Genomic DNA, 22,119 nt, shown 5'->3' with positions numbered 1-22,119 from the left:
ATCGTTACAGCTCCGGCGGCACAATTATCGCATCCACATTGACAGCACCGCACTAAGGAGGGCGCAAGTTACAGCTTTGCTTTGTGGTCGACAAGTCAATCTTTAACTCGTGACGATAAATTTATTTTATCGATGTTATGTGTGAGTTTAATGCGTAAAAAAGGGGGCGGTTTGAAAGGTATGACACTAGCGAGTTCGCGGTGTGCCTGATGCCTTGCAGAGGGAGTGAGAAGTCGAGATTTTGTTTGCTGTAACAGAGTGATATATGAATTAAACGTGGCGATATTTTAGTGTTAAAACAGCGCCATCTGTTTAGTTTTATTCGTGTAAGAGTAGAGTAAATAGTGTGGCTGATATTTAGGCGTAGCTTGCTTAGCCAAAGCTTACTTAGGCATAGCTGAGATGGCTGTATGCTGTCGCATTGCGCCATTCACAAAGAATATCGACTAACCCTTCTTCATTGTGGTGCTGACCAACTTGGCATTCAACGAAACCGTGCTTTTGCCAGAAGGTACGAGCACCATGGTTAATTTTAAAAGTATAAAGCTTGAGATCGCCGTGGCTCGTATCTTTGATCAATTGCACGAGTAACGAACCAATCCCCATTCGTTGAGAACCTGGCGCGACGTAAAGTTGCGTAATAAATTCGCCGTCGGCGGCAATCATTCCCAAAACTCGGCCTGTTCTGCGTTCAATGCCGAGGTAAATACGATTGGTTGCGGCAAGAATTCTGTTCAAGTAGTAGCGATGAGCATCAAGGTCGTGCATTTCAGGAATACCCAAGGCTTTTTCTTTACTCAAGCGCCACATTTCAATCGTTTGTTCGGTATATCGTGGGTGGTAGTCAACAATCTCAATTCTTGGGTTCATAGGCTCTTCTGAATCAAACGTCTATTTTGCTGAATTTAGAGGGCTGGACTGAACTGCTGCAGTGCACGAGTATAAAAGGCGCTATTAGGGTCTTCTACGTAGTCAGCGAACGGGGAGCAGATTTCGAAACCAAAACGTTCATACAGTTTTCGCGCAGCGTCGAATTCTATTTCAGTGCCCGTCTCTAAACTTAGACGTGAGTATTGGCGCCTGCGTGACTCTTGAAGAATATGTGCGAGCAGGTTCGCAGCGACGCCTCGACGGAGAAAGTTTTCTGACGTCCGCATCGACTTAATCTCACCGTGTGTTGGGCTGAGTTTTTTCAGTGCGCCACAGCCCGCAAGCTGACCGTCAATCCATGCACTCCAAAGCGTTACGTCGGAGCTTTGTAATCCAGAGAGGTCAAGTGCATGAACGCTTTCTGCGGGGCTAATTTCATGCATACGTGTTAGGTGCTGCTGGAGGAGGGCTTGAATCTCTTTGCCGCTAAGATCGTCTATTCGTATTTCCATGATCATTTCCTCCTAAAACTAAATTCAATCAGCATTTAGCACTGTGTTTCGGCGCTGTTCAAGTTTGAAAACTTGGAAGATATGGAGCGATATTCGGAATAGGAGAGTGGTAAATACCCAATGTGTGTTATATCAGTAACGTTATTCACTGAGTTGCACTTATTTTGTGGTGGATTGATTCAAACGAAATGGGAGGGGGGATGTCTGTGTGTGAGTTTTATTTTCTGATGTAAGTCACACAATTAGTGTGTTTGAAAGCGCTTTTATTACCAATATTTGTTGCTGTGAACTCTTAATTAAATAGGAAGAGAAAGAGAAAGAGGAATAGAAAGAGAAATACGCCAATGGCGTATTTCTCACTGATGTAAAGAGGTCGACGATCCGAGTTTAAAGCGCGAATGGGTCAGGCTTATTGCAGGTTAAAGAGGTCTTTGGATACGCGTACGCGCTGCTTTTTGTTTTATTTTTATCATTAACAAAAGGCTAATTATCACCACGCCAATGCCCATCCATTGATAGGGGCCAAGCACTTCTCCCACTAAGAGGATCCCCAAGCTGACCGCAGCAACGGGGTTTAACATGCTGATCATGGCCATGGAATCAGCGCCTATCTTCTTAATGGAGCGTGAGAATGCCCAGTAGGCAAACGAACTATTCAGTAAGCTAACCCAAAGTAGGCCTGGAAGTTCATGAAGAGTGATGGCTTTTGGCATGCCCTCAATGAGAAACGCGATAGGCACTAACAGCAGTCCACCCAGCGTTAATTGCCACGCGGTCAGCCTGAAAATATCGGTGACGGGCCAGCTCTTTAACCACAACGAAGATCTCGCGACTAAAGCCGTAGCGCACAGCGCTGCTGCGGCGCCGATTGGATCGATGTCGGCACTGGGGTTAAGAATCAGCACAACACCGCCCAGCCCAATTATGGCGAGCAGTAACATTTTAAATTCGGGTCTTTTTCCTTCTACTAGCCATTGCATAAACATGAGTTGTAAAGGTAGTGTCGCGCCGAGTGTACCCGCCACTGACCCAGGGAGCTTGTAAGCAGCAATAAAAAGTAGGGGAAAGAAGGCGGCAATGTTAAACACACTGAGCAGCGTCATTTTTCCCCAAGGGAGAGGAGGTTTGCCGGGTTTTAGGAGCAACAAGAGCAAGCCTGCGGGTAACGCACGCCAAACGGCGACCCAAAATGGCGACAAATCCTGTAAGAAGAGGCTCACAGCGGCATAGGTGCTTCCCCAAAGTAAAGGGACGAGTGCCGCGAGTAAGTAGTTTGCCACATTGAGCTCCTATTTTTATTGTGAACCAAGGTTTTCTTATCAGAAAGTATCTTTCCTGAAAGATAAAGTATTCGCTTTTTAACTTTCATTCAAGTATCTTTTGAAAAAGATATTTCAAGTGATGGTATTAGAGATGGATCACGTAGAGACAATATTGGGGCAATGGAAGAAACAAAGGCCAGATTTAGACTGTTCACCAATGGGCGTTATTGGACGAGTTGGACGAGCTAGACAGCTGATGACGAACAAACTTGATGACGTCTATAAACGTTATGAGTTGAGCAGTATAGAGTTTGATATTCTTGCCTCACTAAGACGCTTAGGAGAGGCGGTGACGCCAACTGAGCTCTACCAAACCTTGATGCTCTCTTCTGGTGCTATGAGCACACGTGTTGACGGGTTGGTGAAACGCGGATTGGTTGAGCGACAAGCAAGTGAAATAGACCGAAGAAGTTGTCTCGTGACGCTGACAACGGAAGGGTTGGCATTAATCGATAAGGTGGTAGAAGCGCATGTTGCAAATGAACACCAGATGCTTCTCGCCTTAACGGAAGAGGAACAAGCGCAATTGGCGATGTTACTTAAAAAATGGCTTGTTGCGAACGAATAGCGTTAAAGCGGCTTTTTCTCACTATTAGTTGACGCAGTGATGAGCGTGGGCGACATACTGTATTGAATTGGCTAAGAAGGAGATTGCATGGAATTCATGCCTATCAGTGAGCTTGTGAAGATGGATCTACATTGGCTGCGTGGTGAAGATAATCGCTTTAAATCTGTGTTGAGAAGCCTCAAACAAGGTGAGGGGATTAACGAAGCCATCCAGTTGATTCGATGTGCCTGTGGTAAAACGTATATCCTGCAAGATGGTGGTCATCGTATCTCTGCCGCCTTTAAAATATTTAAAGAAACTGGCAACGACTTGCGCATCCCGGTATCAATTTTCCAATCAGATATCCCCTAACTTCCCTCGCTCATCCCACGATCAGAGAAAGTCGAGGTAACGCCATGATTAAGCGATTTTCTTATGAAGGGGTGCTGAGGGAATGCGTAGAGCGGTGATTAACTGCTAGAGTAAACTAATAAGGAAAATAAACTATTTAACAGTACGATATACGTATTTTGGGTGGACTGAATGATTCGTCTTATCTATGCAAGCGCAGCGACTTGCGATTTCTCAGAATCAAAATTGATGCAATTGTTGGGTAAGGCAAGATCAAACAATGAAACTGCCAATGTGAGCGGGCTTCTACTCTATGCAAAGGGAAATTTCTTCCAAGTATTGGAAGGTGAGAAATCGGCTGTCGAGGTGCTATTTAGCAGGATACAGCAAGACGAACGTCATACGAGTGTTGTGGTGCTTGATCGGAGTGAAATCACTCACCGAAACTTTCCGAATTGGTCAATGGGTTTCAAAAACCTCGAGCAGTTTGATAAAACTCAGTTGCGTGGTTACAACGACTTTCTTGAACGACAGTTAACAGCAGAAGACTTTGGTGAAATAGGCCCTGATGTCATCTATCTTATCGAACAATTCAAACGCATTTGGTAGTTACGTGGAGAGTACATACAGGTAATTGACCGTTTCTCCTTTAAGGTGATGGCCAATTTTTTGGCAACCAAAGCCAGTAGACATTAGAACTTCCCATCAAAATACTCGACAAGAAAATCAATCAAGGCACGCACTGGCCTTGAAAGATGTTTGCGTGAAGCATAAAGCAGATAGATGGTCAGGGTATTCAACTCCCATTCCGGTAATACCACTTCCAATTCGCCTTTTTCAATCATCTCTTCGACCAGATAGGTGGGTTGCATTGAAATCCCCATGCCTGCCAGTGAACCGTGAAGCAGCACCGTGGCTTCGTTCCCCGTGATATGACAAGTCACCTCTATGCTGCATTTATTGTGGCCTTGGGTGAGATGCCATTCATGTCGGCCAAAGTTTTTGTAGCCCAGACATTCATGTTCCCTGAGGTCTTCAGGTACTTTAATCGGTGGCTTCGATTTTAGGTAGGCAGGTGATGCAACCAATGTTGATTCACATGGGGCGAGTGGGCGGCCAATCAGTGAGGGATCTGGGTTACTGGCTGTGCGTATGGCAAGGTCGACGCGCTCAGCGACCAGATCGACAGCTCTGTCCTGAGCATCAATGTCGATGATCACTCCCGGATGGCATTCCCGAAATTTGTGTAACGCGGGCATGAGTTGGGAAAAACCAAAAGACATACTGGTACTGATGCGAATGAATCCACTCAGGGATTCACCCGGCATCAGGCTTTCTTCTAAATGTAATGCTTGTTCAACCCATCGCTGCATATCCGGCAGTACCTGCTTACCCATATTGGTAAGTGATACCTTGCGGGTGGTGCGGTTCAAAAGCCTTGCCCCAAGCCAGTTTTCCATCGCTTCGACATAGCGTGTCACCATAGGGCGAGACATTGCCAGCCTGTCAGCGGTAGCAGTGAAACTTTCGGTTTGGGCGACATCTAGCAATACTCTTGCGGCAGTTAACTTATCCATAAGTTCAGTCTTTATTGGAGCGATTTAAGAAACAATGATGCAAAGAATAGGCGCTATTTCCGAGCATATCCAATCGTTATGCTTCTTCCCAAGCCCAAATAAAGAGGAAGTAAAACAATGAAAACAGCAATCGCATTCGCGCTATCTTTTGCTCTCGTCACTCCAGTGATGGCACAGAGTACACCACTGACATTTGACGTTTACTACGGTGACGACAATAGCTTTAACGTGACTTCTACTGTTGTTTCAGGCGAAAAAGAAGTGATGGTAATCGACACTGGCTTTACTCGCGCAGACGCCCTGCAGATTGCCTCCAAGGTGTTGGATTCCGGTAAAGAGCTGAACACCATTTATATCAGTCAGGCAGACCCGGATTATTACTTCGGTGCTTCACAATTGCTGGAAATTTTCCCCCACGTGAATGTGGTGACGACCCAAGCGGTAAGGGATGCGATCGTGAAAAAACTGGAAACCAAAATCAGTTTCTGGGGCCCGAAAATGGGAGCTAATGCACCCCAACAACCACGTGTGCCGGATGTATTCAAAGGCAAGGAGCTGAAAATTGATGACACAGTTATCCAAATCAAGGGTACTGACGGTGTGCTGGCGCATCGACCTTACCTCTGGATTCCTTCAGAAAAAGCGATTCTGGGTAATGTCGGTATCGTAGAAGGGATGCACGTTTGGATGGCAGACACTCAAACTGAAGAAGAAGTGACAGCCTGGCTAGAGCAACTCCATGAAATGCAGTCACTGAAATCTGAACTGGTGATCCCTGGACATATGAAAACTAAGGGCAAGCTGGATCCTTCAACCATCGAATACACGGCAACTTGGATTGAACGCTTTGCTGATGCAAAAGCCAAGAGCAAGGACAGCAAAGGCGTGATAGATACCATGGTCGGTTTTTACCCAGAATTAGGGGCGACCTTCACGCTTGAGCTCGGCGCACAGGTGCACGAAGGTGAGGTTCAGTGGTAATGAGCGAATCAGGCAGTTTTCCTATCTAGGGTGAACTGCCACCGCCATGGTGGGTGGCTCGGGTTCCTTAGAGTTCATTGTGTAATCGCATTGTCTTTGTTGTGTTGTTCACTCGTTCCTATGTTACGTAGCCGCTAATTTTTTCTTGTCATCATTCATCAATAAAACCAACAGAGTATAAGAGACTATTTGCATTTCTCATGGTTGATTCATTTCTAACCAGAGCGCCTGCATTAGAATTCTGTTAAGTGTCTAAATGCGAGGTTTGTTTTCGTATGGGTGGGCAGATTTTGGAATATTCCTAATGATATCAGTCAACTGAATTTCAATTGGCATATGTTGTTTTATTTGTAGTTCAAGAACTAGAAACTCAGAAAAGGGTCAGCGCGAGCGCAGAGTCAGTGGTTAAACATGATGATGCTTACTCGGTTGCGATAGTGAATACTTCGAAGAGTTGAGGAAATGGATCGTGCTTTATGTTGATGGTTTAATTACAGCGTTGCCGGTGACGAATAAAGAAATCTACCGACGATTAGTGACGTCAGTGATCCCTCTAATGAGAACCTATGGCGCATTGAATGTGGTGCATTGTGCGGATGAGAGTGTGGCTCAATCGCGCTCGAATCATCGATTAGCAGCCTCGGTCGTGTTGTTTTCTTGGATTGTATGGCCGTCGCGTGAGGTTCGTGATCAGGGTATGGAAAAAATGCTTTCCGATCCGCGTTTTGATGATGTCATGAATCCGGCGTCTTTCGACGGAGAGAGGATCGATCTTGATGACTCGCTATTTCCACAGTTGCATTAACAGCCCGCCTCAATCCCTTCGTCGTACCGGAAAACCTCGGCGTGTCTGAATTGAGGCTCGTTGAACAATATATTTGGAGTGCACGAGGCATGGATGTCATCCCCTAAGGACTAGGCTCCACAAAGCTAACCAAAGCTAACCAAAGCTAACCAAAGCTAACCAAAGCTAATCAAAGCAAAGCTAACCAAAACAAATCCCCTTTCTGAGACCTGATTCGCACCCTTTTCTCCTGTTATCCAAGGAACGTATTATATTGCCTGTTATTTCGACGGGGAGTGTTGTTATTCTGTTCGTTTGTTAATGCGTTGCATAAGGAATATTGCGATGAGTGATTACATTGTGAAAAAAGACAAGATCGAATCAATGGAAGGGATCACTAAAACCCATTTTTTGAATCCCAACGCGGTGAGAACAAATAAATCACTGGGTGATCTCGTTGGCTTAACGGGTATTGGATTTCATATTGTTGAAATCGAACCAACCTATGAATCTACGCAATATCATGTTCACTACTTTGAAGACGAATGCGTCTATGTACTATCGGGCAGCGCGGAAGTGACCATTGGAGAGGAAGCATTTCCTGTCGCAGAAGGCGACTTTATTGGTTATCCCGCAGGTGGCCTACCTCATACCATGGTGAATACGGGCGATACCACGTTGCGTTGTATCGTGGTTGGGCAGCGCCTCGCCCATGATGAGGCGGATTATCCACGACTCAATAAGCGAATTTTTCGCAACCAAGGAAGACCTTGGCAAGTGGTAGATATTGATACGATTGATTTTCCAAATGCAGGTAAGAAATAAGTGTCGCATTCTTATGGTGAAATTGCGCTGGTAACAGGTGCAAGCAGGGGTATTGGTGCAGCGACGGCAAGACAGCTCGCTGCACAAGGATATGTGGTGTGTGTTAACTATCAAGCAAGAAAAGATGCGGCGCTTGCTGTGGTTCAATCGATTGCTGATGCTGGTGGGCGAGCTTTCGCCGTTCAAGCTGATATCTCTCAGGAAGAGGAAGTGCTCCAGCTTTTTGCCAGTATCGATGATGTCGGTTTACCTCTCACTCGTTTGGTGAACAATGCCGGTATTTTGTTTAAACAAAGTAAATTGGTGGATATGACCGCCGATCGTATTAATCGTGTTTTGCTCGCTAATGTGACTGGCTCCTTGTTGTGTGCGAGAGAAGCTGTGAAGCGTATGGCGCGTTCTAATGGGGGTAAAGGGGGATCTATCGTGAATGTCTCTTCAGGGGCTTCTCGGTTAGGTTCTCCTAATGAGTATGTTGATTATGCTGCGAGCAAAGGCGCAGTGGATACGTTCACCATTGGTTTATCCAAAGAAGTGGCTGGAGAAGGTATTCGAGTGAATGGTGTCCGCCCGGGGCTAATTCATACGGATATTCATGCTGATGGTGGAGAGCCGAACCGCATTGATCGTCTTCAGGACAAAATCCCTATGCAGCGCGGTGGTCGTCCGGATGAAGTGGCTGCCTCAATTTGCTTTCTTTTGTCTGACGCGTCGTCGTTTACCACGGGGAGTATCATTGACGTTTCGGGGGGGATTTAATAGGGCTCTACATACCGGGCCTTCTCGGTGGCTTTGTGTGAACGGGATTGGCTCGAATGTCAGGGTGTTTGATTACATACCTTGCTTCAAAAAATGTGATTTAGGATAAACAACTTTCCCTATTTGTGAAATAATGCTGAACATCATAAATGGCTGATAAGTATGATGTTGTTTCTTATTCGACCTTCCAAAATTTCCCTTGTTGTATGTTTATTCATATTGAATGCGCCAACAGCACTTTCTGCGGAGTATTTGACCAGTTCAACGGTTGGATTCAGCACCGACAAATATGATCATCAGCAGGTGAACATCAGTGAACCAATTTGCCGAGACAAACTTCGAACACTGTTATTGCAGCAGCAAATCGTATTCAGTGATAGTCGACAACCCTTGGAAGAAAGACGGCTTGCTGAAGAGAGTATTGATGTTGCACGTGCAGTGTTTACTGAAAATCAGAGCTATTGTGATGCCAGCATGGCTTTGACGCGTTTCCTCGAAAATGAAGAACTGGAAAAGGCACAAATACCTAAAACTGGTCAGATACAGAGCCTAGATACACGTCGGTAGAGGATATTATCGAGTGTTCAAACCTAGCGTTAACTGCAACGAAGTGTCATTCAAGGAGACAAGTCGAGGTTAACTTTGCGAGTAGGAGTTGAGTGTTTCTTGCGATAAGCCAATGGGCTTAGCCCATTGATCCTGCGGAACTGTCGGCTGAAGTTGGCAAGGTTATGAAAGCCAACTGTTTGGCTAATGTCTGCAATGGTGTCATTGGTGTCACTTAATAAGATACAGGCACGCTGGATCCTCACGCGATTGACGAAGTCGGTGAATCGGTGTCCCGATGACTGGTGAAAAAATCGAGAGAAATAAGATTCTGACATGCCTAATTTGTCGGCGAGTGTTTTTAATCGAAGGGGGTGTTGATAGTTTTGCATGACATAATCAACTACCTCGTTAATTCGACTTTGCAAGGTACCCGCATCTTTTACTTCCGAAGCGGGCATGTTTGATAGTAAGCGTGTGTTGCTTCGGCTGAGATAGTTAATAAAGGAGAGAAAATTAATTAGTCGCGTTACGCCTTGGCTTTCTTTCACTTTCAAGAAGTATTCCACTGCAGTGTCAAAAGGCACATTCAAAAACTCGATTCCCATTTTTGCTTGTTCTAAGAGTGGACCAAACTGGACCAATTCTGGGAATGACTTTGCTGCTGTGTAAAACAAGTCCGGCTTGAACAATATCACCATGTCACGGAGTTCGTGAGTTTCTCCTGGTGTTAATTGACTTTCCCAGTTATGGGGCAGCCACGGGCCAACCAGTGTGAGTTGACCGGGTGAAAAGGGACCAAGATGGTTTCCGATCATGGCTTTCCCATTGGTTTTTACGATGAGATGTAATTCATATTGTTCGTGGACATGCCAGTGGATGCTGTGATGAGGAACACCATGCTCCTTGTAAAACACCGACTTGTCTTCAATCTGAATAAACTCCCAAACTGGATCTTTCTCAGCTGACATCAGGGGTTTCCTCTCTAACACGTTTCTTGTCGATTGGTTGGTAGCAATGCTTGGTACAATTGGCCAAAGTGTGCATGTTTCTTTAAATAAACACTGTGCCTGTTTCTATTCGGCTGAAACACTCTCTCAACGCTAGGGGCTGTGCAAATCGCTTCAATATCTTGCTGAGTATGGCCCAGTATGGCGAGCCTCGCTGCCCCCATAGCGGGGCCTGTTTCCGAGCCTTGGTACTTATGAATCGATACGTTCAACACATCCGCAAGAATTTGAAGCCAGAACGCACTTTTTGTACCACCACCAATAGCACCTAGCGCAGTCAATGGGTGATCGTTTTGGTTAAGCGCTTCTATGCAATCTCGGAAGCTGAAAGCGATACCTTCCAAAATAGCCACAGCCATGTCATAGCGTTGCGTGTGGGCTGTTAGCCCATCGAAAGCGCCCGTTGCAAAAGGATTGTTGTGTGGAGTGCGCTCCCCCGTGAGATAGGGCAGAAAATATACGGTTTGATGAATGTCGTAATGTGACTCTGCTTCTTCAAGTAGCGTAGCAATGGGGGTTGATGTGATTGACGCGAACCAGTTCAGCGGACTGGCACCATTGAGTAAGCACGCCATATGACACCATCGGTTCGGTAACGCATGCGCAAACGCATGGATGTATGCATCTGGGTTTGCGGTGTATTGCTCCTTAGCAACAAATATCTGCCCAGACGTCCCTAGTGATAGGAAGGCGTCCCCTTCGTTGATCGCGCCAATACCTATGCCGCCAGCAGACGCATCGCCTGCTCCCCCTACCACGAAGACATCTTGGGAAAGTCCCCATTCTATTGCGACATGGGCGAGCAGCGCTCCGGTGTTTTCATTGCCTTCTGCTAGCGAGGGCATTTGCGAACGATTAAGGTGACATGCACCAAGTATGTCGTCATCCCAATTTCGTTTTGCTTCATCAAGCCACAATGTACCCGCCGCGTCGCTGATATCGGTAAAGTAAGTGCCTGTGAGTTGCAAGCGAACGTAGTCTTTCGGTAGAAGCACTTTGTGGATACGTCGGAACAACTCGGGTTCGTTGTCGTATAGCCACAGCAATTTGGGTGCAGTGAATCCCGGCATAGCGGGTACGCCGGCGACATGCCCGATATTGGGACATATTCGGTTAAGCGTTTGGCTTTGTTCAAAGGCTCGCCCATCGTTCCATAGAATAGCGGGGCGTAGCGGCGTTCCGTTCTCATCTAAACATACGGCACCGTGCATCTGTCCTGATAGCCCGATCGCCGCGATATCTTGCCATACCGTTGTGTTCTTTGATTTAAGCGCATGGATTGATGAGCAAGTTGCACGCCACCAAATGTCAGGATTTTGTTCGTTCCATAACGGTTTTGGTGAGTCGATACCGTAGGTTTCTGTATGACTATCATGGACATTGCCAAGCGAGTCAACGAGAAGAACCTTGACGGCAGAAGTGCCAATATCAATACCTAGGTATGCTGTCATTTGTTTAGCTCATGACGTTGCCGCCGTCGACATTGTATGTCTGGGCAGTGATGTAATCGGAAAGTGGAGAGGCAAGAAATAACGCTGTACCCGCAATATCGTTGGGCACACCCATGCGTTTCAGCGGGACGTCTTCGCCAACTTGTTTTTTCTTTTCGCCTAATGGGCGATGCTCGTATTTTGCGAATAGGGCATCGACGCTGTCCCACATTGGCGTATCTACGACGCCAGGTGAGATACCGTTCACTGTAATGCCATACTCAGCCAATGCTAAGGCGGCAGATTGGGTGTAATTGATCACGGCGGCTTTGGTTGCGCAGTAGTGGGCAACTAACGCTTCTCCTCGTCGACCTGCTTGTGACGCCATGTTGATGATTTTGCCGCCATTGCCTGCTTGTACCATCTCTTTCGCAACCGCTTGCATCAGGAAAAACATGGCTTTGACGTTGACATCGAAAAGCCGATCAAATTGTGCTTCAGTTGCGTCTAGCAATGGGCCCATGTCAAACACGGCAGCATTGTTAAATAGCACATCAATAGAGCCATACTGTGACAAGGTAGTCCTCACCAATAATTGACGAGATTCTGCGTTGGTAATGTCAGCATGCAGGTAGCAAAGGCTGTCACCGTATTGGTCAAGTAAGGCTGAAATACCCGCTGACGGATCCTTGGGTAAATCAGCCACAACACACTTTGCGCCACTGGCGAGATAAGCATCGGTGACTGCGAGACCTATACCTCCATTTGCACCGGTTAACAACGCCACTTTTCCTTGAAGCAGTGGCCTTCCGTCGTGTTCTAGTGCAAGTGTCATGGGTAGCGCTCCTCGTAGATGTTTAAGGTTTGCTGAATTTGATTTGCTAGGGCTTGGCTAAACATGGGAAAGCGAGTTGTTAACCCGTGCCAAATATCAGAATCATTTAGAAATGCCTCGATCGGCTCAGGGCTTTGCATCCATTTTCGTGCAACTGAGATATACGGATCTTTATAATTGAACTCAAAACGATCACTGATATTGAGTACAAGAAAGCAATACCAATATGCGATCAACCTAATGGCGGCTGTCGGCATGTAATCCCTATCAAGATTGAGCTTCAATGTAGGTAAAATGAACTGCGGAAACTTACTAATGCTGTCCATTGCGATGCGCTCAATGGAATCTGCGATATAACGATTACTAAAGCGGGAGATAATCACTTCCCTGTATGCTTCAAGATCAAACGGACGATCATAAATAGTTGGTATCACTTCGTTCTGGTGATATTGCTTGAGCCACTCATTGAGTTCCGGATCGCGAATATTCTCGTCAAAAGTCACGTAACCGCGCAGTGCCCCAACATAGGACAGCAGGAAATGGCCGCCATTGAGAATGCGAATTTTTGCTTCCTCATAGGCATGGACATTGTTAGTGAGCGTGACGCCTACTGTTTCCAGCGGCGGGAACGTTGTCGCAAATTTGTCTTCTATCACCCATTGTTCAAAATCCTCGCCCATGATGGGGCACTCATCATCTATGCCGGTGTGTTGTTTAACCTCTTCGACCAGTGATGTAGTGGGTACGGGCGTAATTCTGTCGACCATGGAGCATGGGAATGTAGCATTCTCATCAAGCCAAGCGATAAGGTCAGTTAGCTTGGTGGATTCAAGGAATTGATAAAACACATTTCTTAGTCGATTACCGTTGTCACGCAAGTTATCGCAAGTCGCGACAGTGATAGCGCCATGTTTCATTTTCTGGCGCGTTATCAGTGCCAAGGTGAGAAAACCAAAAAGCGTTTTGGGCTGACCTTGTTGTTGGCATATTACCTCAACATCGTGCGCAATTTCGGGGTGTGCAAGGTTGAGGTCATCACTATCCGTTAAATAGTAACCGCCTTCGGTCACTGTAATGGTGATGGCTTTGACCTTGTCATCATTGAAAACCTGTGCAATCACACTTGCGTCTTCAGAGGCATCTTCAACGGCATTAATACTGCGTATGTTGACGAATTGCGCCGACCCATCCGGCGCAATTCGTTTAAAGTGGTAACTGCCGTTTTGTTTTTTCAGCGCCGTTGGAATCGCTCGTGTTTCCTGCCGAAGATTGATGACCGTGTAATACCAGTGCTCTTCTTCCGGTAAGGTATCGTTCAGCAATTGCAGGTAATAGGCTTGATGACCTCGGTGGAAGGCACCGATGCCAAAGTGAACGAGACGATTGTTTTCAGACATGACTTACCTCACCGTAGATGTTGGTGGTTTTATCATCACTATCAAACAAGTACACTTTTTCTGAATCTAGCTTTATACCAACGGTGTCACGCAGTTTCGGTGTGTAGATGGGGTCCGCTCTTACCACAATGGTTTCTCCGCTTAACGTGCGGACATAGGTCAGCGTTTCACTACCTAATTGCTCGATAACTTCAACATCGCCTTTGAGATCCCCATCTTCTGGGGCACAAAGGGTTAGCGATTCAGGGCGAAAACCAATGCTGGCTGAAGACAATGCGCGATCTTCATAGGCCGATTTGGACAAGCGAATGTTGGCGTCATCGTTAAAATGAACATCAAGAGTGTCACCATCACCGACCTTATTCACGGGCAAGACATTCATCTTAGGCGTACCGATAAATGTCGCCACAAAGCGACTGGCTGGCTGATGGTACAGCTCTAATGGTGTGCCGATTTGTGCGACTTCACCTTGGCTCATGATCACCACTTTGTCAGCGAGCGTCATGGCTTCGATTTGGTCGTGTGTCACGTAGATCATGGTGCTCTCTAACTCTTGGTGGAGTCGTGAAAGCTCAATACGCATTTCGACACGCAACGCTGCATCGAGGTTAGACAGAGGCTCATCAAACAAGAAGACTTTTGGGTTTCTCACAATGGCTCGCCCAATGGCAACACGTTGGCGTTGACCACCAGAAAGCGCCTTGGGTTTACGATCTAACAAGGCTTCCAGCTTGAGCGCTTTTGCGACCTTCCCAACTTTTTCTTCGATTTCTTGCTGAGGTCGTTTCGCCAGCTTAAGTGCAAAAGACATGTTGTCTTTGACCGACATGTGGGGATACAAGGCGTAACTTTGGAATACCATAGCCACGTCGCGTTTTGACGGATGGGTTTCAATGATGGATTCACCATCAAGATGAATGTCACCATCTGACGAAGATTCTAAGCCCGCAATGGTACGAAGCAATGTTGATTTCCCGCAGCCTGATGGGCCAACAAAAACCACAAACTCGCCTTTCTTGATTTCGAAATCAATGTTCTTAAGTGCCAGCGTTTCGCCGTATTTTTTATAGAGATTTTTGACTTGTAAGTAACTCATTTCACAGCCCCAAAGGTTAATCCTTGAACCAGTTGTTTCTGACAGAACCAACCAAGAATGACGATAGGCGCACACGCGAGTGTGGACGCAGCAGACAACTTCGCCCAGAACAACCCTTCCGGACTGGAATACGTCGAAATCATGGTGGCGAGGGTTCCAGCATTGGCTGAAGTCAGGTTGATTGACCAGAATGCTTCGTTCCAACTCAGCACGATGGATAGCAGCGCTGTTGACGCAATACCACCTAGTGATAAGGGCAGCAGAACATGGCGGATTTCGCCTAGCGTGTCTGCGCCGTCAAGACGCACGGCTTCAAGGATGTCACGCGGGATATCCTTGAAATAGGAGAACAGCATCCAGACCACGATGGGTAAGTTAATCAAGGTATAAATGATCGTTAGCGCAAAGGTGGTATCTAACAGTCCTGTCTTCTGACATAACACGTAGATAGGAACCAGCACGCCGACGGCTGGCAACATCTTGGTGGATAGCATCCACAACAACATATCTTTGGTGCGTTTTTGAGGATAAAACGCCATCGAGTACGCTGCTGGAATAGCAATAATCAGAGCCAAAATAGTGGAACCGAATGCGGTGATCACTGAGTTGATAGCAAACTTCATGTAGTCGCTGCGTTCTTGAACAATGCCAAAGTTCTCTGCGGTTGGTTCAAATATGAACGTAGGAGGAACGGAAATTGCCTGCTGCTCTGTTTTGAATGCTGTAATTAACATCATGAAAATTGGAAAGAAAACCAGCAGTGCCAGCGCCCAGCAAATAATTGGGCGGAGCCATCCGGTTTGATCGATGAGTGAAACGTCTTTAGCCATGATGCCTCCTTAAGCGACCAAGTTTTTGCCGATTGCTCGGATAAGAAAGAACGCGACAATGTTGGCAAGAATGACGGCAATCAGTCCCCCAGCAGAGGCGACACCCACATCAAATTGCATCAGTGCTTGCGCGAAGATCAAATACGCGAGGTTGGTCGATTCATAGCCTGGGCCACCACCCGTAGTGACAAAAATCTCTGCAAATATGGATAGCATGAAGATAGTTTCAATCATCATGACAACAGCAATTGGACGTGCTAGGTGCGGCAATGTGAGGTAACGGAATACTTGCCAACCCGTTGCGCCATCAAGCAATGCTGCTTCTTTTTGCTCGTGATCCATGGATTGCAACGATGTGATAAATATCAAGAGAGCGAAGGGCATCCATTGCCAACTTATCATGGCGATGATTGATCCCAGCGGAAACTGGGTAAGCCAGTCGATCGGCTCTAGTCCGACGCTTTCCCAAAGCGATGCCAGTACACCGTAAACTGGGTGCATCATCATGTTTTTCCATATCAGCGCATTTACTGTTGGCATGATGAAAAAAGGTGAGATCAGTAAAACGCGTGCTATTCCACGGCCAAAAAAGGGCTTGTCGAGTGCGATAGCAATCAGCAGCGCACCGAGTACGGTGACCACCAATACCATGCCCACTAACGTCAAGGTATTGAACAGTGCTGGCCAGAATGCATCATCTGTATAGAAGAAATCGAAGTTCATCCAACCGACAAACTCGTTCTCTCCGGGGTAAAGTAGGTTATATCTGATGGTTGAGAAATATATCGTCATAGAGAGCGGGACGATCATCCAAAGCAGCAAGCTGATAAAGGATGGGGCAACCAACAGTCGAGGCAACCATTTTTGCATGAGCGACTACCAATAAAACTGAAGATGAAGCCGGGCATATAGCTGCCCGGCCAAAGGAGGTGCTTTTACTTGTAGTAACCAGACTTACGCATTTCGCGGTCTGCTGACTTGTTTGCACTTTGAAGCGCTTTTTCTACCGTGGTTTTCCCCGCCAATGCAGAAGACAATTGTTGTCCAGTTGCAATACCGATGGCTTGGAATTCTGGGATAGCAGCGAACTGAACGCCAACATATGGGCTTGGGTTCTGTGTGCTGTTTGATGGGTCTGCTGAGTTGATTGCAGCCAATTCCGCTTCTGCAAACGATGCTGCATCGAGGAACGCTTGTGTTTCATACGTCGATTGGCGTGTACCTGTTGGCACGCTTGCCCAACCATTCTTCTCAGCCACTAACTTGATGTAGTCTTTCGAGGTAGCCCAAGTTACGAATTTCTGTGCGGCTTCCGTATTTTTGGTGGCAGAAGGAACGGCCAAAGCCCATGCCCAAAGCCAGTTTGCACCGCGGTCGGTAACAGCCACAGGAGACTGTGCAAAAGCAACTTTGTCGTGCACTTTGCTCTGCTTTGGATCGGTGACGAATGATGCAGCAATCGTGGCGTCTATCCACATGCCACATTTACCTTCGTTGAACAGTGCAAGAATTTCGTTGAAGCTGTTAGAGCTCGAACCTGGAGGACCATAAGTGCTGAGAAGGTCTACATAGAAGCTGACAGCATGGTTCCATTCAGGTGAATTTAACTGTGGCTTCCAATCTTCGTCGAACCATTGCGCACCAAATGAGTTTGCCATGGTGGTTACGAATGCAGTGTTGTCGCCCCAGCCTGGTTTACCGCGTAAACAAATACCATAAACGCCGTTGTCAGGGTCGTGGATAGCCGCTGCTACGTCACGGATGTGGCCCCATGTGGCACGATCAGGTACTGTCATGCCAGCTTTGTCCACGAGATCTTTGCGGTACATGACCATTGAGCTTTCACCATAAAATGGTACAGCATAAAGTTTGTCATCTACCGACAGGCCTGCTCGCATCGCAGGAAGTAGGTCGTCCACATCATAGGCTTCGTCGGTTTCAATTTCTTTTAGCCAACCTTTTTTGCCCCAGATTGGTGTTTCGTACATACCGATAGTCATCACGTCAAACTGTCCGCCTTTTGTGGCGATATCAGTGGTGACGCGCTGGCGAAGTACACCTTCTTCTAGTGTTACCCAGTTGAGTTTAATGTCGGGGTTTTGTTTTTCGAACTCTTCGCTAAGTTTCTGCATTTCAATCATGTGACCGTTGTTGACCGTTGCAATGGTCAACTCAGTAGCTGCGTATGCAGACATTGAGAAAGCGGTACAGCATGCGGCAAAGGCAGTTAACGTTTTCCTTGTAGACAGCATTTTTAGTTCCTCATGGTTATAAGATGCACATCGGTTGTTGTTAACATCTGTTTAACAATGAAAGTACAAAAAAAGACATGTGGAAACAAAAGCAGTGAAGAAAAGTACTTTTCCGTATGTGGAATGATGAATTTTTTACTTAGAGAGGGTGTTTGATGGTGAGTTTGGATGATAAATAAGACACAAATCTGCCCATTAGGTTAGGCAGATTTGTGGTGCGTTTTAGCGAGAATCAACAGTGAAGAGCATTCGATTCGAGTTCTGATAGGAGGTCATCCGCTATCGCAACGGGTGCTTGCTTGAGAATTCGTTCACAGTAAAGCGTCATAAAATCTTCCCTGATCATTTGCTCTAATTCTGGCGCACGTTCAGTGGGGCAGAATAAGCGAATATGTACTTGTGGGTCGCCAAGATCGGTTGATGTTACATGGATATGTGGGTCTGCACCGGGTAAATCTACGCCAGCATGGCGCTCAATCATATGGTTATATCTTGTCGCAACTTCATAGAAATCTTCACAGTGATCGTCAATACGTGCGAGCAAACTTGGCACCATAGGGTAGAGGTTTGCGGTTTCTTTTACAGTGATTTTAAACTCATGATAAACATAGCGTTTCATGAAATTTAAGTTTTTCACGGGTGTGGTAAAAAACAAGCTATTGGGAAAAGTAACGGTTTTTCCTGTGTAGTTATAGGTACCATGGTGAAGATCGATTTCTTGAATCTTGGTTGCCATTAAGTTGTGTTCGATCACTTCACCACACAATGAACCCACTTCGATCCATTCACCAATCTGAAACGAGCGAGAACTGGCTCGTTGAATCGATCCCGTAAAGCAAAGAATGATTTCTTTTGAAGCAACGACGACCGCGACTGCGATGGCGGTGAGTGACAAAGCAAATTCGTTGATTTCTGATCGCCAAACCAAAAACATCACGATGAGAAGAAGAGTAAAAGAGCCATTCTTTGTCTGTGAGATCCACTTACGTTGTTCTTCACTCAGGAAGTTGGTATCGCCCCAGATGAGCTTGATCATGATGCGTCGAATGGTCCAGATAACGAAAATGATCAGTAAGGTGAGGAGAAATTTGTGTTCAGTAAAGAACGTGATGAGCGACTGAAGTTGTTCCACTGGCGTTTCCTGTTATACGAGTGTATTCAATAGGTAGAAACCTTTTTTGCCACACTACTGACTATATACCGTCTTATCAAGAGAGGGACGTGACTGTTTTGAGTTCAACTTGATTGCGCTTAGGTGATTGCTTCAAGTTTAGCGTGCTCGGTGATTGTTAGCGGTTAGCGAAAGTCAACGCCGTGTTCATTGTGCTTACTGGAGGCATAGGCCGGAAATAGGTTGAAATCTTTCGGTATCAAACGTTTAGTAAGGCGCTTTTTGTTGGGTGAAAAGTGAACGAAAAAAAAGCAGTAAGAACTGCGGTATCTGCCTTTATCAATTCCAAAACCTCTACCATTATTAATTAGAGATCATGTGTCTCAAATAAGGTTCTGGTGGCTTAATGTCGATACTGCGATGCCAATGCTTGGTGCTATTTTTAGTAATATTTTCCGCTGAGTCAGCCAGTGGAACTATCGTTGAATCTGTCCACGGCGATGTCTCTATCTTGTCAGATGCTCATCCGACGGGTTACTCAACGCAACAAGGTTCGCCATTCTCAGGCTTCGTACCCACCGAAACCGTCGTACTTCCTAATGGCAAAGTTAAAACTAAGCACCAGCAGTATTTTCAAGGGTTGCCTGTCCGAAAAGGGCGGGTTGTTTCAGACAAAGGCATTGACGGATTCGCCAATGCACGGGGTAAACGCGTTGTTGGTCTATCCCAAACCTTAACGAAGACAACGCCTTCTGTTAGCCATCATCGAGCGAGACAACTGTTAAAGAATCAGCATCCTACTTCCCCACCTTACAACAATATTGTCGTGCCGGAAGATGAGTGGAGCGAGTTATTTGTATGGCTTGACGAAAACACTCAACCCCACCTCGTGTATGAAGTGAGCTTTTTCATGCCGACGACAAAACCGACTCGGCCCCATGCTTATATTGACGCTAAGACCGGTAAAATTTTGAAAATGTGGGAAGGTCTGGCGCACGCATCTGATATAGGTGGAGGCCCAGGTGGCAATGAGAAAACAGGGCAATACGTATTTGGTTCAGATTACGCGGGTTTTGCGGTCGACAAAGTGGGTACGACATGCAAGATGGAAAATGCGAACGTGAAAACCGTCAATTTGAATCATGGTACATCCGGGTCGACGGCTTATTCCTATACATGTAATGACGCGAGTAATACCAATTCATACAAAACGATAAATGGTGCTTACTCTCCGCTGAATGACGCGCATTTTTTCGGCCAGTTAGTGTTTGATATGTATAACGACTGGCTAAGTATGGCACCGTTAACGTTTCAGTTGGTCATGCGTGTTCACTACAGCAATAACTATGAAAATGCGTTTTGGAATGGCTCTTCAATGACGTTTGGCGACGGTTACAGCACCTTTTATCCTTTGGTGGATGTCAATGTGTCTGCGCATGAAGTGAGCCATGGATTTACAAGTCAAAACTCGAATCTGATTTATTCGGGTATGTCTGGCGGTATTAATGAGTCTTTTTCTGACATAGCGGGTGAAGCGGCCGAATATTACTGGAAGGGTACGATTGATTGGGTCGTTGGCTCGGACATATTTAAAACCGGACGTGGACTGCGATATTTTGTCACGCCATCAGATGACGGACGCTCTATTGACCATGCGAATGAATATTACTCAGGCATGGATGTTCATTACTCGAGCGGCGTGTTCAATCGTGCTTTTTATCTTCTTGCCACAACCTCTGGTTGGGATGTACGAAAAGCGTTTGAAGCATTTGCTTTTGCTAACAAGCTCTATTGGGAGGCCGACTCGAATTTTGATGATGGCGGATGTGGGGTTGTTCGTGCTGCCAGTGATCTTGGCTATAGCACATCCGATGTTGTGAATGCGTTTGAGCAGGTCGGTGTATATGCGTGTTTGGACTCAACCGAGTTAATCGATGAGGTCCCGGTGACCAATGTGAGTGGTGGATTGGGTTCAGAGACGTCGTTCTACTTTTCGCTACCTGTTAACACAGACAGTGCCAGTGTGACGCTATCTGGAGGTGCGGGCAACGCGAACCTGTTTGTGAAATACAATGGTCTGCCTTCACCGTCTGACTATGATTGTGCATCGACAGGGTCTGATAACAATGAAGTGTGTGATGTCACCTTCCAAGGTAGCGGTGAATACAATGTCTTGCTGGTGGGTGAGACGAGCTTTTCTGGCGTAACCATTGAGTTGGATATCACATTGACACCACCACAAGTGCTTTCGATTGGCGACAGCCTTTTGAACCTAGCGGGTTCTCGTGGTGACATGCTGTTCTATAAGTTCGCGATGCCAGAAGATGGCAGTGATGTGCGCGTGAGTATTGCAAATGGTGATGGTGATGCTGACCTGTATGTGAATAAGGGCAGTGCCCCGTCTCAATCTGACTATGATTGCCGACCTTACTACTATGGCAATAACGAAACCTGTGAAGTGACTGGTGGCGCGGGTGAAGATGTTTACATCATGCTTCATGGTTACAGTAGCTACTCAGGTGTGACGCTAGCCGTCGAGCAGGGGAGTGTGGTACTGCCTCCTGAAGAGCGTGCACAGCCTATTGATCCAGATTCACCGATTTCTAATCTTGAAGGGTTGGTTGGCGAAGCGATTTATTATTCGTTCAGCGTCACGAATGCCGGTGTATTGGCGTCTAACCAATCATCTTTAAAATCCGCTTTAAGTGTAGGAGCATCAACGCTTTCTTCTACTACGGTGACTGTCTCACTATCAGGGGGGATTGGAGACGCCGATCTTTACATTCGGGAAGGGGTAGCGCCAACAACGACGTTGTATGATTGTCAGTCAGGGGGCAATTCGAATCAGGAGTCATGCTCATTGTCGGGGATGAGTGCAGGCACATACTATGTGATGATATATGGCTCAGAAGCTTTTGAAGGGGCAACGTTGTCAATGTCGGAAACAACGGCGCCTCAATCGACAGTCGATTCGGGAGGCGGAGGGGGAAGTGGGAGCACGCTATTTTTATACTGCTTCGCGTTGATGTTCTTGTTAGGTTCTAAGCAAGCAAAAAATCGTAGGCTTCACCTACGTTAGTTTGC

22 protein-coding genes are annotated in these 22,119 nt (G+C 46.4%); 9 read left to right on the top strand and 13 right to left on the bottom strand.

Going from position 1 to position 22,119, the window contains the following annotated elements; translation table 11 throughout:
- Window positions 1–387: 387 nt before the first annotated feature.
- The 3 genes from LRP50_RS12805 to LRP50_RS12795 form a co-directional block, all read right to left on the bottom strand.
- Window positions 388–870 carry a GNAT family N-acetyltransferase gene (locus tag LRP50_RS12805; RefSeq protein WP_274164858.1) on the bottom strand — a complete coding sequence of 161 codons (483 nt, stop codon included), beginning with the start codon at window positions 868–870 and terminating at the stop codon, window positions 388–390.
- A gap of 35 nt (window positions 871–905) precedes the next feature.
- Complete coding sequence (locus tag LRP50_RS12800; RefSeq protein ID WP_274164857.1) at window positions 906–1,382, bottom strand: GNAT family N-acetyltransferase; 477 nt, start codon at window positions 1,380–1,382, stop codon at window positions 906–908.
- Window positions 1,383–1,801: 419 nt separating this feature from the next.
- Window positions 1,802–2,662, bottom strand: coding sequence for a DMT family transporter (locus LRP50_RS12795; protein ID WP_274164856.1), 861 nt, complete (start codon window positions 2,660–2,662; stop codon window positions 1,802–1,804).
- 121 nt (window positions 2,663–2,783) lie between these two features.
- Here LRP50_RS12795 and LRP50_RS12790 point away from each other — a divergent pair, with 121 nt between their 5' ends.
- The 3 genes from LRP50_RS12790 to LRP50_RS12780 all read left to right on the top strand — a co-directional run bounded on the left by LRP50_RS12790 (window position 2,784) and on the right by LRP50_RS12780 (window position 4,211).
- Window positions 2,784–3,272 carry a MarR family winged helix-turn-helix transcriptional regulator gene (locus LRP50_RS12790; RefSeq protein ID WP_274164926.1) on the top strand — a complete coding sequence of 163 codons (489 nt, stop codon included), beginning with the start codon at window positions 2,784–2,786 and terminating at the stop codon, window positions 3,270–3,272.
- Between the two features lie 87 nt (window positions 3,273–3,359).
- Window positions 3,360–3,623 carry a ParB N-terminal domain-containing protein gene (locus tag LRP50_RS12785; protein WP_274164855.1) on the top strand — a complete coding sequence of 88 codons (264 nt, stop codon included), beginning with the start codon at window positions 3,360–3,362 and terminating at the stop codon, window positions 3,621–3,623.
- 171 nt (window positions 3,624–3,794) lie between these two features.
- Complete coding sequence (locus LRP50_RS12780; protein WP_274164854.1) at window positions 3,795–4,211, top strand: BLUF domain-containing protein; 417 nt, start codon at window positions 3,795–3,797, stop codon at window positions 4,209–4,211.
- A gap of 83 nt (window positions 4,212–4,294) precedes the next feature.
- Here the strand turns inward: LRP50_RS12780 and LRP50_RS12775 are convergent, their stop codons facing one another.
- Window positions 4,295–5,179 (bottom strand): LysR family transcriptional regulator, encoded by an 885-nt coding sequence (locus LRP50_RS12775; RefSeq protein WP_274164853.1) that lies wholly within the window; start codon window positions 5,177–5,179, stop codon window positions 4,295–4,297.
- A 117-nt stretch (window positions 5,180–5,296) separates the two neighbouring features.
- Between LRP50_RS12775 and LRP50_RS12770 the strand changes: the two genes are divergently transcribed.
- The 5 genes from LRP50_RS12770 to LRP50_RS12750 all read left to right on the top strand — a co-directional run bounded on the left by LRP50_RS12770 (window position 5,297) and on the right by LRP50_RS12750 (window position 9,095).
- Window positions 5,297–6,160 (top strand): MBL fold metallo-hydrolase, encoded by an 864-nt coding sequence (locus tag LRP50_RS12770; protein ID WP_274164852.1) that lies wholly within the window; start codon window positions 5,297–5,299, stop codon window positions 6,158–6,160.
- 469 nt (window positions 6,161–6,629) lie between these two features.
- A complete protein-coding gene (locus LRP50_RS12765; RefSeq protein ID WP_274164851.1) occupies window positions 6,630–6,965 on the top strand; it encodes a DUF1428 domain-containing protein in 336 nt (111 codons plus the stop codon).
- 324 nt (window positions 6,966–7,289) lie between these two features.
- A complete protein-coding gene (locus tag LRP50_RS12760) occupies window positions 7,290–7,769 on the top strand; it encodes a cupin domain-containing protein (protein ID WP_274164850.1) in 480 nt (159 codons plus the stop codon).
- On the top strand, window positions 7,770–8,528 hold the full coding sequence (locus tag LRP50_RS12755) for an SDR family oxidoreductase (protein WP_274164849.1): 759 nt from the start codon (window positions 7,770–7,772) through the stop codon (window positions 8,526–8,528). It begins immediately after the preceding gene.
- 162 nt (window positions 8,529–8,690) lie between these two features.
- On the top strand, window positions 8,691–9,095 hold the full coding sequence (locus LRP50_RS12750; RefSeq protein ID WP_274164848.1) for a hypothetical protein: 405 nt from the start codon (window positions 8,691–8,693) through the stop codon (window positions 9,093–9,095).
- A 50-nt stretch (window positions 9,096–9,145) separates the two neighbouring features.
- Here LRP50_RS12750 and LRP50_RS12745 read toward each other — a convergent pair whose 3' ends face one another.
- The 9 genes from LRP50_RS12745 to LRP50_RS12705 form a co-directional block, all read right to left on the bottom strand.
- Entirely contained in the window at window positions 9,146–10,045 is a 900-nt protein-coding gene (locus LRP50_RS12745) for an AraC family transcriptional regulator (protein WP_274164847.1), read from the bottom strand.
- A 14-nt stretch (window positions 10,046–10,059) separates the two neighbouring features.
- Window positions 10,060–11,535, bottom strand: a complete 1,476-nt coding sequence (gene xylB / locus LRP50_RS12740) for a xylulokinase (protein ID WP_274164846.1) — start codon at window positions 11,533–11,535, stop codon at window positions 10,060–10,062.
- Between the two features lie 4 nt (window positions 11,536–11,539).
- Entirely contained in the window at window positions 11,540–12,349 is an 810-nt protein-coding gene (locus LRP50_RS12735) for an L-iditol 2-dehydrogenase (protein ID WP_274164845.1), read from the bottom strand.
- Complete coding sequence (locus LRP50_RS12730; RefSeq protein ID WP_274164844.1) at window positions 12,346–13,746, bottom strand: mannitol dehydrogenase family protein; 1,401 nt, start codon at window positions 13,744–13,746, stop codon at window positions 12,346–12,348. The genes LRP50_RS12735 and LRP50_RS12730 overlap by 4 nt, the downstream gene beginning before the upstream one ends.
- Window positions 13,739–14,842, bottom strand: a complete 1,104-nt coding sequence (locus LRP50_RS12725) for an ABC transporter ATP-binding protein (protein ID WP_274164843.1) — start codon at window positions 14,840–14,842, stop codon at window positions 13,739–13,741. Before LRP50_RS12725 ends, LRP50_RS12730 begins: the two co-directional genes overlap by 8 nt.
- Window positions 14,839–15,672 carry a carbohydrate ABC transporter permease gene (locus tag LRP50_RS12720; protein WP_274164842.1) on the bottom strand — a complete coding sequence of 278 codons (834 nt, stop codon included), beginning with the start codon at window positions 15,670–15,672 and terminating at the stop codon, window positions 14,839–14,841. Before LRP50_RS12720 ends, LRP50_RS12725 begins: the two co-directional genes overlap by 4 nt.
- A 9-nt stretch (window positions 15,673–15,681) precedes the next feature.
- Complete coding sequence (locus tag LRP50_RS12715) at window positions 15,682–16,542, bottom strand: carbohydrate ABC transporter permease (RefSeq protein WP_028023983.1); 861 nt, start codon at window positions 16,540–16,542, stop codon at window positions 15,682–15,684.
- Between the two features lie 65 nt (window positions 16,543–16,607).
- On the bottom strand, window positions 16,608–17,924 hold the full coding sequence (locus LRP50_RS12710; protein WP_274164841.1) for an ABC transporter substrate-binding protein: 1,317 nt from the start codon (window positions 17,922–17,924) through the stop codon (window positions 16,608–16,610).
- Window positions 17,925–18,156: 232 nt separating this feature from the next.
- Complete coding sequence (locus LRP50_RS12705) at window positions 18,157–19,056, bottom strand: mechanosensitive ion channel family protein (protein WP_274164840.1); 900 nt, start codon at window positions 19,054–19,056, stop codon at window positions 18,157–18,159.
- Window positions 19,057–19,441: 385 nt separating this feature from the next.
- Here LRP50_RS12705 and LRP50_RS12700 point away from each other — a divergent pair, with 385 nt between their 5' ends.
- Window positions 19,442–22,114 carry a M4 family metallopeptidase gene (locus LRP50_RS12700; RefSeq protein WP_274164839.1) on the top strand — a complete coding sequence of 891 codons (2,673 nt, stop codon included), beginning with the start codon at window positions 19,442–19,444 and terminating at the stop codon, window positions 22,112–22,114.
- Window positions 22,115–22,119 lie beyond the last annotated feature (5 nt).

Source organism: Enterovibrio gelatinilyticus, from assembly GCF_028683095.1.
GTDB lineage: Bacteria > Pseudomonadota > Gammaproteobacteria > Enterobacterales > Vibrionaceae > Enterovibrio > Enterovibrio gelatinilyticus.
Note: the sequence above shows the minus strand (reverse complement) of the source record. Positions and strands in the feature narration are given on the sequence as shown.

What these genes read in the sequence shown, in the direction of transcription:
- LRP50_RS12805 (WP_274164858.1), bottom strand. Translation starts at nt 870, where the DNA reads ATGAACCCAAGAATTGAGATTGTTGACTACCACCCACGATATACCGAA.
- LRP50_RS12800 (WP_274164857.1), bottom strand. Translation starts at nt 1,382, where the DNA reads ATGGAAATACGAATAGACGATCTTAGCGGCAAAGAGATTCAAGCCCTC.
- LRP50_RS12790 (WP_274164926.1), top strand. Translation starts at nt 2,784, where the DNA reads ATGGTATTAGAGATGGATCACGTAGAGACAATATTGGGGCAATGGAAG.
- LRP50_RS12785 (WP_274164855.1), top strand. Translation starts at nt 3,360, where the DNA reads ATGGAATTCATGCCTATCAGTGAGCTTGTGAAGATGGATCTACATTGG.
- LRP50_RS12780 (WP_274164854.1), top strand. Translation starts at nt 3,795, where the DNA reads ATGATTCGTCTTATCTATGCAAGCGCAGCGACTTGCGATTTCTCAGAA.
- LRP50_RS12775 (WP_274164853.1), bottom strand. Translation starts at nt 5,179, where the DNA reads ATGGATAAGTTAACTGCCGCAAGAGTATTGCTAGATGTCGCCCAAACC.
- LRP50_RS12770 (WP_274164852.1), top strand. Translation starts at nt 5,297, where the DNA reads ATGAAAACAGCAATCGCATTCGCGCTATCTTTTGCTCTCGTCACTCCA.
- LRP50_RS12760 (WP_274164850.1), top strand. Translation starts at nt 7,290, where the DNA reads ATGAGTGATTACATTGTGAAAAAAGACAAGATCGAATCAATGGAAGGG.
- LRP50_RS12750 (WP_274164848.1), top strand. Translation starts at nt 8,691, where the DNA reads ATGATGTTGTTTCTTATTCGACCTTCCAAAATTTCCCTTGTTGTATGT.
- LRP50_RS12745 (WP_274164847.1), bottom strand. Translation starts at nt 10,045, where the DNA reads ATGTCAGCTGAGAAAGATCCAGTTTGGGAGTTTATTCAGATTGAAGAC.
- xylB (WP_274164846.1), bottom strand. Translation starts at nt 11,535, where the DNA reads ATGACAGCATACCTAGGTATTGATATTGGCACTTCTGCCGTCAAGGTT.
- LRP50_RS12735 (WP_274164845.1), bottom strand. Translation starts at nt 12,349, where the DNA reads ATGACACTTGCACTAGAACACGACGGAAGGCCACTGCTTCAAGGAAAA.
- LRP50_RS12730 (WP_274164844.1), bottom strand. Translation starts at nt 13,746, where the DNA reads ATGTCTGAAAACAATCGTCTCGTTCACTTTGGCATCGGTGCCTTCCAC.
- LRP50_RS12725 (WP_274164843.1), bottom strand. Translation starts at nt 14,842, where the DNA reads ATGAGTTACTTACAAGTCAAAAATCTCTATAAAAAATACGGCGAAACG.
- LRP50_RS12720 (WP_274164842.1), bottom strand. Translation starts at nt 15,672, where the DNA reads ATGGCTAAAGACGTTTCACTCATCGATCAAACCGGATGGCTCCGCCCA.
- LRP50_RS12715 (WP_028023983.1), bottom strand. Translation starts at nt 16,542, where the DNA reads ATGCAAAAATGGTTGCCTCGACTGTTGGTTGCCCCATCCTTTATCAGC.
- LRP50_RS12710 (WP_274164841.1), bottom strand. Translation starts at nt 17,924, where the DNA reads ATGCTGTCTACAAGGAAAACGTTAACTGCCTTTGCCGCATGCTGTACC.
- LRP50_RS12700 (WP_274164839.1), top strand. Translation starts at nt 19,442, where the DNA reads ATGTCGATACTGCGATGCCAATGCTTGGTGCTATTTTTAGTAATATTT.